Annotated in this window: 11 protein-coding genes; 6 read left to right on the forward strand and 5 right to left on the reverse strand. The window is 57.0% G+C overall.

Annotated features, from left to right (window positions below):
- Window positions 1–68: 68 nt before the first annotated feature.
- The 3 genes from HIJ39_RS17625 to HIJ39_RS17635 all read right to left on the reverse strand — a co-directional run bounded on the left by HIJ39_RS17625 (window position 69) and on the right by HIJ39_RS17635 (window position 3,501).
- Entirely contained in the window at window positions 69–1,190 is a 1,122-nt protein-coding gene (locus tag HIJ39_RS17625) for an APC family permease (protein ID WP_169102026.1), read from the reverse strand.
- Between the two features lie 492 nt (window positions 1,191–1,682).
- Window positions 1,683–2,936: an MFS transporter gene (locus tag HIJ39_RS17630; protein ID WP_169102027.1), complete on the reverse strand. Its 1,254-nt coding sequence runs from the start codon at window positions 2,934–2,936 to the stop codon at window positions 1,683–1,685.
- Window positions 2,929–3,501 carry a winged helix-turn-helix domain-containing protein gene (locus HIJ39_RS17635; protein ID WP_169102028.1) on the reverse strand — a complete coding sequence of 191 codons (573 nt, stop codon included), beginning with the start codon at window positions 3,499–3,501 and terminating at the stop codon, window positions 2,929–2,931. The genes HIJ39_RS17630 and HIJ39_RS17635 overlap by 8 nt, the downstream gene beginning before the upstream one ends.
- A gap of 124 nt (window positions 3,502–3,625) precedes the next feature.
- Here HIJ39_RS17635 and HIJ39_RS17640 point away from each other — a divergent pair, with 124 nt between their 5' ends.
- Complete coding sequence (locus tag HIJ39_RS17640) at window positions 3,626–4,387, forward strand: class II aldolase/adducin family protein (RefSeq protein WP_169102029.1); 762 nt, start codon at window positions 3,626–3,628, stop codon at window positions 4,385–4,387.
- Window positions 4,388–4,499: 112 nt separating this feature from the next.
- A complete protein-coding gene (locus tag HIJ39_RS17645) occupies window positions 4,500–6,434 on the forward strand; it encodes a S9 family peptidase (protein ID WP_169102030.1) in 1,935 nt (644 codons plus the stop codon).
- A 182-nt stretch (window positions 6,435–6,616) separates the two neighbouring features.
- Here the strand turns inward: HIJ39_RS17645 and HIJ39_RS17650 are convergent, their stop codons facing one another.
- Window positions 6,617–7,765, reverse strand: a complete 1,149-nt coding sequence (locus tag HIJ39_RS17650) for an acyl-CoA dehydrogenase family protein (protein ID WP_169102032.1) — start codon at window positions 7,763–7,765, stop codon at window positions 6,617–6,619.
- A 177-nt stretch (window positions 7,766–7,942) separates the two neighbouring features.
- Here HIJ39_RS17650 and HIJ39_RS17655 point away from each other — a divergent pair, with 177 nt between their 5' ends.
- The 4 genes from HIJ39_RS17655 (at window position 7,943) to HIJ39_RS17670 (ending at window position 12,927) form a co-directional block, all read left to right on the forward strand.
- Window positions 7,943–8,992, forward strand: coding sequence for a class D sortase (locus tag HIJ39_RS17655; protein WP_169102033.1), 1,050 nt, complete (start codon window positions 7,943–7,945; stop codon window positions 8,990–8,992).
- Window positions 8,993–9,007: 15 nt separating this feature from the next.
- On the forward strand, window positions 9,008–10,177 hold the full coding sequence (locus HIJ39_RS17660) for a hypothetical protein (RefSeq protein WP_169102034.1): 1,170 nt from the start codon (window positions 9,008–9,010) through the stop codon (window positions 10,175–10,177).
- Between the two features lie 156 nt (window positions 10,178–10,333).
- Window positions 10,334–11,314 (forward strand): zinc-binding alcohol dehydrogenase family protein, encoded by a 981-nt coding sequence (locus HIJ39_RS17665; protein WP_169102035.1) that lies wholly within the window; start codon window positions 10,334–10,336, stop codon window positions 11,312–11,314.
- 98 nt (window positions 11,315–11,412) lie between these two features.
- Window positions 11,413–12,927: a hypothetical protein gene (locus tag HIJ39_RS17670; RefSeq protein ID WP_169102036.1), complete on the forward strand. Its 1,515-nt coding sequence runs from the start codon at window positions 11,413–11,415 to the stop codon at window positions 12,925–12,927.
- Between the two features lie 11 nt (window positions 12,928–12,938).
- On the opposite strand, the gene HIJ39_RS17675 is transcribed toward HIJ39_RS17670, so the two are convergent.
- Window positions 12,939–14,081 (reverse strand): CpaE/TadZ family protein, encoded by a 1,143-nt coding sequence (locus HIJ39_RS17675; RefSeq protein WP_169102037.1) that lies wholly within the window; start codon window positions 14,079–14,081, stop codon window positions 12,939–12,941.
- Window positions 14,082–14,225: the final 144 nt, after the last annotated feature.

The raw sequence follows: 14,225 nt of genomic DNA on the forward strand, positions 1-14,225 counted from the left end.
AACAAGTTTTCGATTCATACCACAATTATACAATGATGGATAACCATAGATAAAGTTTTAAGAAACTGTTAAAACCCTACGATTGCACTTAACGTCAGTGCCAGAACCGGCGTCTTGTATTTGGCGTGGGTGCGTGAAAACGCTGGGGGAATGAGTTTGTCTTGGCCCCAGGCATAGACCCAACGCGATTGTGCCAGGTAAATGGGCAGGAATGTCTTAATGACGATGAGGGCCACGCAAAGATTTATCAGTGCAGAAAGCCAAGGCGGCATGACGAACTGCAGCAGCCCGGAGGAGGTGGTGTAGGCGGTCAGAGCTTTGGACGTGCTCATTCCCGCGATGACCTGCCAGGGGACGGCGTGATAGACGGCAAAGGAAAAGAGTGTGTAGACCACAGTGACAAGCGCAACGATAATGAGGACGGCCTTGGCCAATGAGGTCGTGGGATTCTTGGCCTCGCCTCCAGTCTGGGTGGCGGTGGATAGGCCCAGATAGCCGAAGAACAAGGTGGGCAGTGCGGCCTCAAATGCGACACGGATGCTGGACTGTTGAACTGGTGCCTTGGCCGCCAATACTTTGGCAGATAGATGCAAACGGGTCGCCAGGGCGGCGTCGAAACTTGCGTGTGTCGTCGAAAAGCCGTAAATCATCATAACGGCTGACACGACCAGGACCAAGAACATGGCAACAACTACCAAAATACCCGCCAAGCGCACGCCGAAGACGTGCACCGCATAAAGCCCCCAGATAATAATGAGGCCGGTCAGGATAATGCCTGCGGATGAGGTAAAGAAAGCGCCTAATCCGGTTAATCCCATGGCGTGAGTAGCGCTTGCAAGAAACGAAGGGGCCGCATACGACAGGGTGCCCAACGATCCGGTAAATCCAAACCATGCTAACACGGTGACCACAAAGGCGATGCCGGGACTGACGGAACGGGAGATCATGACGTATTCGCCGCCGGCGCCGACGAGTCCGGAGGCAAAAAAGAATCGGTAAGCGATGACAGTAAAGAGGGTGATAACGCCTCCCACTATCATGAGAAGCGGCACTAGACTTCCAACGCCGGCTGAACTCCCCTGTATTTGGGTCGAGACGAAAAAGAGACCCGAGGCAATTTCGTTGGTGAGCCCAAAAGCGATAATGCTCAGTAATCCCAAGACACGAGTCAGTTGATGGCTGCTCGCCATTGTTTTCCCTCCTTCTTTTGGCTGGCTGGTGAGAGGTCATGGGCTGTCTCAGCAATTGTTATGGGCGGCAACGCAGGCGATTGATTATGAACTCTTTGGGGCCGGCGTACAGTCGATTTAATACGCGGCGCGCCAGTATGTCAGTCGCACCGTAAGCGGGACACTCCACTTGTTGGAGGACATCCCGCTGTCACCAGCAGGGCATCGGCGAACGTTTCCTTCGGGGACGAAATGCGTTCAGCGTCGCTGCCGATCATGTCGGTACGCCCAGTGCAATCGCCTCGTTAATGGCACTCTATGCACGCTTTTCTGAGGAACTTCTTCTTTTATCACGTTAATGGGATGCATTGTCAAAGAGTCTTCAGCGGATGGCAATATGTACGGGTCGCGATGGTCGTACCAAGTCCCGGGGACCGGCGGGCCCCTTGAGGCACGAGGCGGAACAGGTCATGCGGGGAGGGCAAGAGGGCTGCCTTCCAAACGGGAACAAACTTATGCCGAGGGCTCATCTTGGGCATGGATGACAGCAAATTGTGGGGGAACGGTCAGGAATGGAAACGCCATGACAACCACCAGGGCACCCGCCAGACCATAGACGAGGGGGAGCGGCAGGATGCTTCCGGCCCATCCGGCTAGAATGGCTCCAACAGGCGTTGAGACGGCGCTCACCGCCATGAGTGAGCCGCCAATGCGGCCCAGCACCTCCCCGGGAACCGCCTGCTGGATGGTCGTCGTCATGACGGCATTGAGGATGCCAAAGGCCGCCCCGATCAAGCCAAGGGCTCCCAAAGATGCCCAGGCAGCGGGATAGATGGCCATACCCATCATCGCCAAACCCGCTAAGGCCAACGCCCCCATGATCTGCCCCGTGAGCGGCCATCGAGCGGGGAGGCGGGTTGCGACAAGACCGCCCACGATGGCTCCCAGGACGGTTGCGCCTTCCAATAAGCCATAGAGTGAGGCGTGCCCGTGCAACTGTTGGCGTGCCCATGCGGCGTCCAGCACCGTCAGCGCCATCATTGCCAAGTTGACAACCAAGGCGGTGGGCAGGGCACGCTTTAAAAACGGGTGGGTCCAGAGCGTGCGTTGTCCGGCGACGATGGCACGTCCCACATCAGGGAGGTGCGACGTGACGGAGGTCGCTGGCGCGGGGTTCCTTAAGGTTCGGATGCCAAAGAGTGTCAGCGCCGAGACCAAAAAGGTAGCCGCGTCGATGCTGGCCAGTCCCGCCGCTCCCAATGCCGCCATAGCCAAGCCGCCTATGCCATAGCCAACCCACTGGGATAAGGCGGTGGCGCTCTGATCCAGACCGTTAATCGTTTCAAGCGATTCGAGCGGGACAATATCCGGCAGGAGCGCGTATTGCGCCGGACTGAAGAGCGAGCCTAAGAGGTTGACGGCAGCGACCAACGAGAGAATGAAGATGAGGGGCGAATGCGGCGATCGTAATAGCCAAGCTGCACCGGCCAACAGGCCGAAGCGCACGAGATCAGTCGCAATCATTGTTCGCCGCCGATCCCAGGAATCCACCAGCACGCCGCTGACAACGCTAAAAAGCCCGCTGATGCTGGTGGCGGCACCCACCAGCCCGAGATCGGCGCGCGAGTGAGTGTCAGCCAGCACCAACCAATAGACGGCAACGGTAAAGCAAACGTTGCCCATTTGGGAAACCCATTGCCCTCCCAACAACAACCAGGCGTTTCTCTTGACCCACCGGGCATTTTCGGATTCGCCTGGATTAGTCATGGGAATCCTCCTCGGTGGCAATCCATGGAACGGCACTCCATGACGAGACGACGCGCACCGCGTTGGCGGGACGCGACCGGGGGTCGTAGCGTCCGTAGGACGCCATTATGTCTTGGACTGCTTGGCGCAGCGTCTTGACCTCGTCGGGCGTCAACCACAGCACCGCATCGATAAACTCTCCCATTTCCGCGATATTCGCCGGGAATCGGTGACGGTTTCGGCGGAACCAATCCTCGACGGCACGGCTTTGGCCTCGCAAGGCAGTCTCAACCGCCACGGTCACCGGGTCATGCGGATTTGAAGGCAAAACATGGTCGGGGTCCCCCACGTATTTCCACGGCCGCTCACGGCCATGCCGTTGATCGAGCGCTTCCACCCATCCTGCCTTGGCGAGAGCTCGTAGGTGCCAACTGCAGGAGGAGGGACTGGCGCCCACATATTTGGCGCATTCGGTGGCCGTGGCGGGCCCCGAACTGGCCAGATGCTGCAAGAGGGCTATGCGCGTTGGATGGCCCAGCGCGCGAAGACGCTGCGATTCAGGCGGCAACGGGGGCGATCCCGGCATATGAAACACTCCTTTCGAAAGAAGTGTTTCATAAAGGGATCGATACTGTCAAGCGCTTGTCTTTCGTTGAGGCAGGGACTATTTGGGTGTAATCTCAAAGAAAACGCGCGTTGGAGGGGAGACGATGGAACTTAGGGCCTCGGTGATGCCGCCGACGTTTCAGAACATGGACGAGGAGAGGCAATATAGGAAACAGCGCTTGGCAGGCGCATTTCGGCTGTTTGCGCGCTTTGGATTTGATGAAGGGGTGGCGGGACACATTACCGCCCGTGATCCGGAACGCCCGGACCACTTTTGGGTCAATCCCTTCGGCAGGTATTTTGGGGCCATTCGCGCCTCCGATCTGATTCTGGTGAATCATGAGGGTGAGGTGGTCGAGGGTGATGGTATGGTGAATGCGGCCGCCTTTGCCATTCATGCAGCTGTCCATCAACTGCGGCCCGATGTGGTTGCGGCGGCCCACACCCACTCTATATATGGGAAGGCATGGTCTACGCTGGGCCGACTATTGGACCCCATTACCCAGGATTCCTGCATCTTCTATGAGGATCACGCGTTAATGACCGAGTATACGGGCGTGGTGTTGGATCCTGAGGAGGGGCGGCGAATCGCGAAAACACTGGGGTCGTCGAAGGCTATTATCCTTCAGAACCATGGACTTTTGACGGTGGGTCAGAGCGTTGAGGAAGCCGCGTTCTGGTTTATCACCATGGAACGGACCTGTCAAACCCAACTGACGGCCGAGGCGGCGGGTCAGCCCAAGTTGATTGATCCCCACTTTGCCGCGATGACCCATAGTCAAATCGGCAATCCTTTGGCGGGATGGTTTAGTTTCCAGCCACTATGGGAAATGATTGTCCGAGAAGAGCCGGACCTCCTGAACTAAAAACCACGAACGGCCCGAGGGCCGTTCTTTTGTTTCTGATTGGAGGACCAGCAACAGGGAATCTCCCGGGCAATCGCGAAGACGTAGGGGATATACGAATGGAGGGAATCGGATGGCGGAAACAAGACCCTATGGCTCATGGAAATCGTCGGTTTCAGCTGAGATGCTGGTGGGCAAAACGCTCCGGATGGCGGATGTGTGGCTGACTTCAGACGATACGTTATATTGGATTGAGGTGCGCCCGGAGCAAAAAGGGCGTTTTGTGGCCATGACGCTGCCGTCACGCGGTGGCACCGTTGAGGAACTCACCCCAGAACCATACAGCGTGCGCACCCGGGTTCATGAATACGGCGGTGCGCCCATGACGGTGGTTGGGGACACGCTCTACTTTTCCAATTATGGAGACCATCGTTTGTATCGCCAGCGGGCGGGACAAGCCCCCGAGGCAGTGACGCCCACAGCCAAAATGCGTTATGCCGATCCCGTATGGGATGCACAGCGGAGCCGGCTCATTGCCATTCGCGAGGATCATAGCGAATCTGATATTCAGGCGGTCAATACCATTGTGGCCATTAATCCGGAGAGCAACACCACCGGCACCGTTTTGGTAAAAGGGGCCGACTTCTACCTCTACCCGCGAATCAGCCCCGATGGGTCAAAGATGGTTTGGATTAGTTGGAACCACCCCAACATGCCGTGGGACGGAACGGAACTCTTTATGGGGGATTTGAGGGACAACGGCGTCGACCACGTTGTCAAGATAGCGGGAGGACCGGAGGAGTCGGTGGTGCAACCGGTCTGGGGGCCGGATGGCGCACTCTACTTTGTTTCTGACCGTACCGGCTGGTGGAACTTATATCGTTGGCAAGACGGCCAGATTGCGCCGGTCATCGCTCCCATGGACGCTGAGTTCGGTCAGCCTAATTGGCAGATTGGCACGGCCAATTACGCGTTTATGGGAGACGAGATTATCGCGTTCTATTCCCAAAACGGATCGGATTATCTGCTGCGAATTAACCCCCATACGGGGGAACGGACGCCCATTCAATCCGAGTACACCGTGTTTTCTCAAGTCCGGGCCAACCAGAGCCGAGCGGTGATGTTTGCTGCCTCACCATCCCAACCGCGCGCCTTGGTCTCCTGGGATCCGGAACACGGATTTCAGGTCATTCGATCCAGTGGCGACGCGCCCATCGAGGCCGAGGACATTTCCATTCCGGAAGCAATTGAGTTTCCCACGGAAAACGGGTTGACTGCGCATGCTTTCTTCTATCCGCCCAAAAACCACGCCTATGTGGCGCCGTCGGGCGACAAGCCGCCCCTCATCGTCTTTAGTCATGGAGGGCCGACTGGGAGTACGGAGGCAGTCTTTTCTCTGGCGATTCAATATTGGACGACACGGGGTTTTGCCGTGGTGGACGTAAACTATGGCGGGTCAACCGGTTATGGGCGGGCGTACCGCAATCGCCTCTATGATGCCTGGGGGTTGGTGGACGTGGCCGACTGTACCAACGCGGCCCTCTATCTGGCCCGGCAGGGCCGCGTTGATGAAAATCGGCTGGCGATTCGCGGGGGAAGCGCAGGCGGGTACACCACCTTGGCATGCCTTACGTTTCGGGACGCATTTCATGTCGGAGCCAGTTATTACGGCGTCAGCGACATTGGCGCACTTGCGCGGGAAACCCATAAATTTGAGTCGCGCTACATGGACAAGTTGGTCGGACCTTGGCCTGAAGCGGAAGCCGTATATAACGCCCGTTCCCCCATCATGCATGCGGAGCGCTTGAATCGGCCCGTCATCTTCTTCCAAGGGTTGGATGACAAAATTGTGCCGCCCAATCAGGCAGAACTGATGGTCAATTCACTTAAGGAGCGCGGGATTCCCGTCGCCTACATCACCTTTGATGGCGAAGGCCATGGGTTTGTCCGGGCGGAGAATGTTATTCGGGCGACGGAGGCGGAGCTCTATTTCTACGCGCAGATACTCGGCATCGAACTTGCCGAACACATTGAGCCTGTGCCTATCGACAACTGGCCGAGCGAATAGCCAGGATGAAGAATGGGGCCGTCTCAAAAGGTATGTCGGCAGTGATGCCGTCCCTAAAATGTGCCTATTTTACCCCGCGTAGTGGAGGAAGTAGGTCACTTTCCTCCGCGTTTTTAGGGGTCAAGTGGGAGAAAATTTTAGGGCCAAAGCCTTTTGAGACAGCCCCGTTCGTTTTTTGTCCCTTAGGCGTGCTCCTTTTTCAACTGGGCGGCAATGATGTTTTTCTGAATTTCCGAGGTGCCCTCATAAATGCGCGTAATGCGGGCGTCGCGATAAAAGCGCTCGATGGGGAAGTCGGCAATGTAGCCGATGCCGCCATGGATTTGCACTGCGCGATCGGCAACGCGATTATAGACCTCGGATCCGTAGAGCTTCAGCATGGCGGCCTCCTTGATGACGTTGGCCCCTTGGTCGGCCATCCAGGCCACGCGATACGTCATCCAGCGCAAGGTTTCGATTTCCGTCGCCATGTCGGCTAGATAGTGCTGAATGATTTGCTGGTCAAAGATGGGCTTGCCGAATTGGTGCCGTTCCATCGCATAGCGCACCGAGTGATCTAGGAGATACTGGCTAGACCCCAATGACCGTACGGCAAGACCGGCTCGGCCATTGGCCAGTATTTTCAGCGCATTGACATAACCTTGGCCCTCATGACCCAAGACGTTTTCGACCGGAACCTCCACATCTTCGAAGTAAATCTGGGCGGTATGTGATCCGTGAAGACCCATCTTCTTCTCGACGGTGCCAACGCGAAAACCGGGAAAGCTCTTTTCTACAATGAAGGAGGTAATGCCTTTGGCTCCCTTGGAGGGATCGGTGGAGGCCATCACGGTAAATACGTGCGCCTCTGGACCGTTGGTGATATAGATTTTCTGGCCATTCAAAACGTAGCGGTCGCCCTTTTTGACTGCGGTGGATCGGATCGCCGCGGCGTTGGATCCGGCTTCCGGCTCGGTCAGGGCGAAAGCACCAATCCATTCCCCTGAGGCCATACGCGGCAAATATCGAGCTTTTTGCTCTGGGGTGCCAAACGTGACGATGCCCACGGAACCAATCCCGTTGTGGGCGCCCAAGATGGTGGTGTAGCCATTGATGGTTTGGCCCAGTTCTTCAAAGACGGCACACTTGTCCACCATCGAAAGACCCAGACCGCCATAGTCTTCAGGGATGCTAAGCCCAAACAACCCTAAATCCTTAGATGCCTGCAGCAACCGCTCGGGAACATGGTCTTGACTTTCTATTTCCATGGCTTGGGGCTCTACCTCATTAGCAATGAAGTCGCGCACCGCCGCCTTCATCTGCAATATCTCGGGGGATAAGGAAAAGTCCATACGTGGTCCCTTCTTTCTTGGCATGCAATCTCGCTGTTAGCGTACAACGACAGCGTTTGAACCGGAAGGGGCGAAAGCGGATGGTAATAAATAACTGGGAAAAGATGGCCATAGACCCCCAATGTTGACTCTGCGTTGCGAAATGTATTGCCGGAAGGGATTCGAGGTGAAGTCCTAATGAAGCGATGGGCCGGTGGCATTTTGGTGGCCTTGGGCTTGTTGTTGGCGGGTCGGGTCGCCTGGTTCCACCTTCATTCCGACACCGTCGGCCACCGCTTGGTGCATCAATATATCCATGCTGAAACGGTGGGGCTCACGAAGTCTTACTCCACGTTGCCGTCAGGAGTTATCGGGGTTCTTAGCATCCCATCCTTGCAGGAAAAGGCGCCGATTGTCGCAGGCACTGACATGGGGCAATTGGCCGTCGGCGTGGGCCACTTGACGGACAGTGTGATGCCGGGACAGCCGGGTACCAGCGTGCTGGCGGGTCACAACGTCACCTGGTTTCACCGCCTCAATCAGCTTAAGGTGGGAGAGGCGTTTTTCGTGAGGGAGGGACGGTATCGCTATGCCTTCCGCATCGAGCGAAAGGCCATTGTGCCCCAGGGGACGCCAGTGCTGAACAGTCGGCGGCCGACGGTGGTGTTGGAGAGCTGCTATCCCATGAACGCGCTCTATTTCACCCCCTATCGCTATTTGATCTGGGCTCGCGAGGTTGGGGTGTCGACCATTTACGGGACGCCTCAGGTGAGCTTTGGCAAAACGTACGCGGCAGCGGGCATTCCGGCTGCGTTAAAGGCACAGGGGTTGACGCGTTCCAGCAATGACCTGCCGATGGGTCAGCTGCAATTCAAAGGCACGCCTTCTCTGAACTTGATGCAATCCAACGCACCGCTCAGCGCCGCCGAGGCCACCACCACACTCTATTTCGCTGCGGTGCATACACTCTTGCAGCACCGCCTGCTGTGGGGGCAGAACTTGGGGATTCCCGCGTCCAGTGCCTTGTGGCGGGTGATCCAGCCGGGTGATTTGGTGGCGTATTTGGGTCGCGCTAATGAGTCGCTGGGCGTCGTGGCGAATCAGATATGCAGCACACAACTGGCGGTGAAAATCGCGGTGACGTCGCCTAGGGGCGCCCGGCGTGTTGTCCTTCTGCTTCTCGATGGCAAGGTCAAGGGCCATCAGGTGTGGGCAGCGCGCTGGGTGGTCATCCCTTCGCATTCATGAAAGGAGGAGAATGTCATGGCATTGAACAAAGGCGTGGTGCTCGTAGCCGCGTCGCTAATGGGACCGTTAGCCATGGCCCACCCGGCGTGGGCGGCCAGCCTGGGTCAGGTATCCCCGCTGACACCATGCAATGTCGGCACCTTTAAGGGGGGACCCATCAGTATTGATGCACTGGGCAAGGTTTCACGCAACAGCGGGGACGGGTCGTACAGCCTCAAGTTGAAGCGTGCGGCAACGGGAAAATACGTCGCTAAGGGTCAGGGCTCCCTCCCCATACATCAAGGGTCCCGCGTCAAAGGGACGAACCTTCAAGGTACAACCGGCGACGTCTTTCACTTCAACGTCAAAGATTATCAGGGGGGCAAACTCCATCTTTTTCCGCAAGTCCATGCAGCCCAGCCGATGGAGATTTCACCCACCAACATCTTTTACCCCAGCGAAATAAACACCAAGCCGCACCTGTTGCAGCAGGTGGGCTTGGCTTACAACGTCGGCATCTTCCAGGGGGGGCCGGTTCGCGCGATTCTGCCTCCCTGCACCGCTGCTCCGGGGAACAGCCGTCTAAACGTAGTCTACCACGCAAACGTCCACGAGGTCACACCTGCGCCCCAGGCTTTGCTGCAATCGACAAGCCTGAGCAACGCGGCTCCCGAGACGCTCTGTCTAAATCTCTTAGCGGAGCTCAGGGCTCGTTCGAATCTATACATCATTATCGTCAAGCTTCCTTCGGGGGAGCTTCAAGCAACTTTGCACGAGCGCGGATCCGGAACGGTACTCGGGCGCGTTGCGATGCCCGGAAAGGTTATGACCACGACCTTGACTAAGTTGGTGGCTGCCGGTACGACCGCGATCCAGTGTCACCGCCTAGGATCAAACATGGTGCTTATTAAGCCGTCTGTGAAGATTAAGGCGGCTTCGGCGATATCGGTCCACCGCGTGCTTCAGGCGTTGGGCGCCCGTCGCCAACAGAAGCCTCAGAAAGCGCATCGCACTGTAGCAGCGCGGATGGCGAGCGGTCCCAATAGTGGTGGCGGCTCACGTTCGCCTCTCAGCCCAAGCCAAGCAATTCCTGGTGCCACCGACGTGCATGCGGGATTGCCCTTTGGTGCCGAAATGGCCTTGGCCGGGGGATTGGTGGTGATGGGATCGGGACTGTTGATGCGTGCCCGACATCGGGCGCGCTAGTTGACAAAGAAGGGCGGCGGAACGCACTCGGGCTGCCGCCCTTCTCTACGATCCTGGGGATGTCTGAGCCAACAGAGATACCGTCTGGGGATATTTTCCTCTCGCTAATTGCGAGGTATTCTAAGCGCATAGAGCGAATGAGGGGGCGATCTTCTCATGAAAGCGGTTCAATATACGCCATCGGGCGAACTCCGGTGGGTCACGGTCGATAAGCCGAGCGCCAGCGGCCACGACCTTTTGGTGCGGGTGATGGCGGTGTCAGTCAATCCGGTTGATGTGAAGCAGCCGAAGCCCAACGCGGATGCACCGCCGCGGATATTAGGATATGACGTCGCAGGAATCGTCGAAGAGGTTGGGGAGGACGTCACCCTTTTCAAACCGGGGGACGCGGTGTTTTATGCCGGTAGCATCGACCGTCCAGGCGGATTCTCCGAATATCACTTGGTTGACGAACGGATTGTGGGGCCTAAACCGGAGCGCCTGAGTTTCGCCGAGGCCGCCGCTATGCCGCTGACCACTATTACCGCCTGGGAGGGGCTCTTTGACCGTTTGCATATTCCCCGAGAGGGCGCCAAGGGCACTATTCTTGTCATTGGTGCGGCTGGCGGGGTGGGGTCGATCGCGGTACAGCTAGCCAAATGGGCGGGACTAACGGTGATTGGCACCGCATCACGTCCGGACAGTCAGAACTGGGTGAAGGATTTGGGCGCCGACGCCGTAATTTCGCATTTTCAGCCGGTTGCGGCTCAATTGAAGAATATTGGGCATGACTCTGTCAACTATATCTTTTGTCTCAATCAGGTTGCGCCCCATTGGGATGGTATGGTGGAGGTGTTAGCGCCGGAAGGGGCCATCTGCACGATTTTGCCCCCAGGTCCCGTGGATGTGAATCCGCTCTGGGCCGGCAGTGGGACTCTGGCGGCCGAGTCGATGTTTACGCGGCCACGATTTCACACGGCCGCGATGATCGAGCAGCATCGACTGTTGACCCGTGTCAGCGCCTTGCTGGATGAGGGCGTGTTAACAACAACGCTGAAGACACGCTATACCCCGATTAGCCCAAAGACCTTAAGCCAGGCTTTCGAGCAAATAAAGACCGGCCATACGGTTGGCAAGATTGTCGTGGAAGAATTCTAGTCGTTTTTTGGACCTTTCTTGAACGACGTCCTTAAGATTTCGGGTTCTTCGAGAACAGCCGATACAATGGGGATATCTTTCGGGAAAGGTTCTTCGCTATGACTTCTTCGTTGGAATCCATAAAGGCTCGCGGACCTTTTCATCTATCCGCAGTTTGGCGGCCCCGCTTCCGCGTCTACACGGTTGGGGTGCTGGCGACCCTGTCGTTGGTCCTCCCTCTCATCCAATTCTATAACGGGGGAGTCACCGGCGACGTTTGGTGGGTGTGGAAGGCCGGGCAGTGGATGGTCGCCCATCACCGCATCTTGATGCACGATCCGGCCGGCTGGAATGGGGCCGCGCTGGCGGGCCATTCTTGGGTGAACTTGGAGTGGGGCTGGGAACTTTTTCTCTACGTGGCCAACCCGCACCTAAATCCCTGGATTTTTATGCTTCTCCTCGGAATTTTTGAGTTGGTCATGCTGGTCGGCTTTGTGTGGGCCATGCGGACCATGGCGCCCCGGCTGGCGCCGGAGTTAATCATGGCTTTGTACATGATTTACGCGACATTTGCCTTTCCCTTTACGGTCAAACTGCGGGCGGAAATGTTTTCCTACATGGCGTTTCCCTTTTTGCTCGGCATTTTGTGGCGCGGGCGCGAAGATTCGCGATGGCTTTGGCTGCTCACGCCGTTTGCGGCTTTGTGGGCCAACATGCATGGCAGCTGGCTTATGATAGGCGTACTTGGCGGGTTGGAAGTGATGATGAGTCTTGCCGGCCGCCGCTGGAACGCGGCGGGACGCCAACTTTTGTGGGCGGTGGTGTTGCCGGTTCTCAGCGGAGTTCTCCTGACCCCGGAACATATTCGGGTGCTCACCTATGCTTGGTGGCTCGATCACAACAAGGAGATCACCACCCACATTCAGGAGTGGTTACCGATCGATTTTCGGCAGCTGTCCCTGGCGGTTTGGGGCGTTGCGACCCTTGCTGCCTGGGTTTGGCGCGGATGGGCACACCGACGCTACCCCTGGATTTTGGACCTGTGGTTTCTGGGAATTACGCTGGCATTTTTCGATGAAATTCGGATGCTCACCTATTTTGGTCTGGTCTTTATGTTGTGGTGGGGCTATGGTCTTGGGCACAGCCGACCCTATCAGGATTGGCTGCCACCCAATCGGGGAGACAAGCCTTTTTATGGGGGAGTGGCCATTGCCACGCTGCTTTCCTTCGGGATTGCCTTCGGGGTGATGTCGTCTCATCCCAATCGGGTTAACAACGATCCTGTGCCGGCCCCGGTCATGACTTGGCTGCATCAGCATGCCTATCCCGGTGTTCTGGCTCCCGATGCGGTGGGCGGATTCCTCATTGCCCACAATATTCACGGGGTGTATATGGATGGCCGCGCAGACTTCTATCTGGCCAATGGGCGGCGGTTTCAACAGTACATCAGCTTGATCTCCGGCACCGACAAGCCGCGGAGGGTGGCATCCATCCTTAAACAGGGTGATGTCACGGTCATGGCGTGGCCCAAAAGCATGCTTAATCCGAGTTTCGATTGGTTCTTGAGCGGATATCATTGGCGGGTTCGCTTGCGGGCGAAGGGGTGGATTGTTGCCCAGGCGCCTTCCTCATGAAGATGCGGGGATTAGGATTTCCTGCGCCGGGGCCAACGAAATCCACGGGTGGGCGCGTCCTCGTGCTCAAGATCATCCGCAACCGCCCGAATAGCCTGCGTGAGTGGGGCTCGCGGTTCCTTGGAAATTAGGGGGACGCCGTCGTTGGCGGCTCGAACGGGCATGGAGCCGGCGCTGGGAAGTTCATAGATGCGCTGGGTCTTAAGAATGGCCAAGATGTCGCTCCGTTCAATCCCAGTGTCTGAGCCGGTACGGTTCAGCACCAGGCGAATCTTCTCGTCCGGGTAGTGGAATTGATCCCGAAAGAGCGCCAACGCTTGGGATATGGTACGCAGCGTGACGACATCAGGCGTGCAGACGGTAAGAATAAGGTCGGCCACATCTAAGGCGCTGATGTTAAGGTCATGATATCCAGGCGCCAAATCGAGCACCACATACCGATAGTCGGCCTTGACGTGCTGTAGGATCCGGACCAATACCGCGCTCTGGACATCTTCCGCCTGCTCGGGAGCAAGCGGCGCCGGCAACACGCTTACCGGACCGTTGGAAGAGACGATAATGCGATCCACACTATGACCGAGGTTGTCCGGGTCGACGTCATGGATGGTCAGGGCAGGCTTCAGCCCCATCATAGCGGAAACATCGCCGAAGGCGAGATCGAGGTCTGCAATGAGTACTGGATCATGAGATTTTTCGGCTAGGGCTAGGGCGAGATTCACACTCAGGGTAGTTTTGCCTACGCCCCCCTTGGAGGAAAATACCGCCAGGATGCGCCCGTCCTGTTTGTCGCGCTGGTGAAAGGGAATGGCGACGCGTTCCAAGGCCGGGACTAAATCGGTTTTCCATTGGGGACCACTGATTAAGTCCTTGGCTTTAAGGGCGAGTGCCCGCCGTGCGGATCCTGGATCCAGAGATAGTGCCCACAACACAATGGGGAACGATGCGCGGCTTAGCGTCTCAATCCAACCGGTATTTTCGGCCAACAACGCATCGTCCAGCAACAACACCCCCGGGATGTCACGCCGACAGTCGGCCCATGCTTTGTCTAGGGTGTCTGCCCATCCCAGCACCACCAAGGAGTCGCTATAGCTCTTGAGGGATGCGACCATCTCGGCGGTACGAAATTCGGTTGTGGCCACATATACCGAAAACATAGCGTCCTCCAAACAGCCTAATTTCTTTACACTGACCAAGTAAGCAAGGTAGATTCAGTGAAAGAATGCTAGCAGCTTGTGTGAATAGTCCCGAACATCCGGCGCAAAAAGGACTTCGCGACCCGGATGGCGAAATAAAAACTT

It is taken from the genome of Sulfobacillus harzensis (assembly GCF_012933365.1).
Classification (GTDB): domain Bacteria; phylum Bacillota; class Sulfobacillia; order Sulfobacillales; family Sulfobacillaceae; genus Sulfobacillus_B; species Sulfobacillus_B harzensis.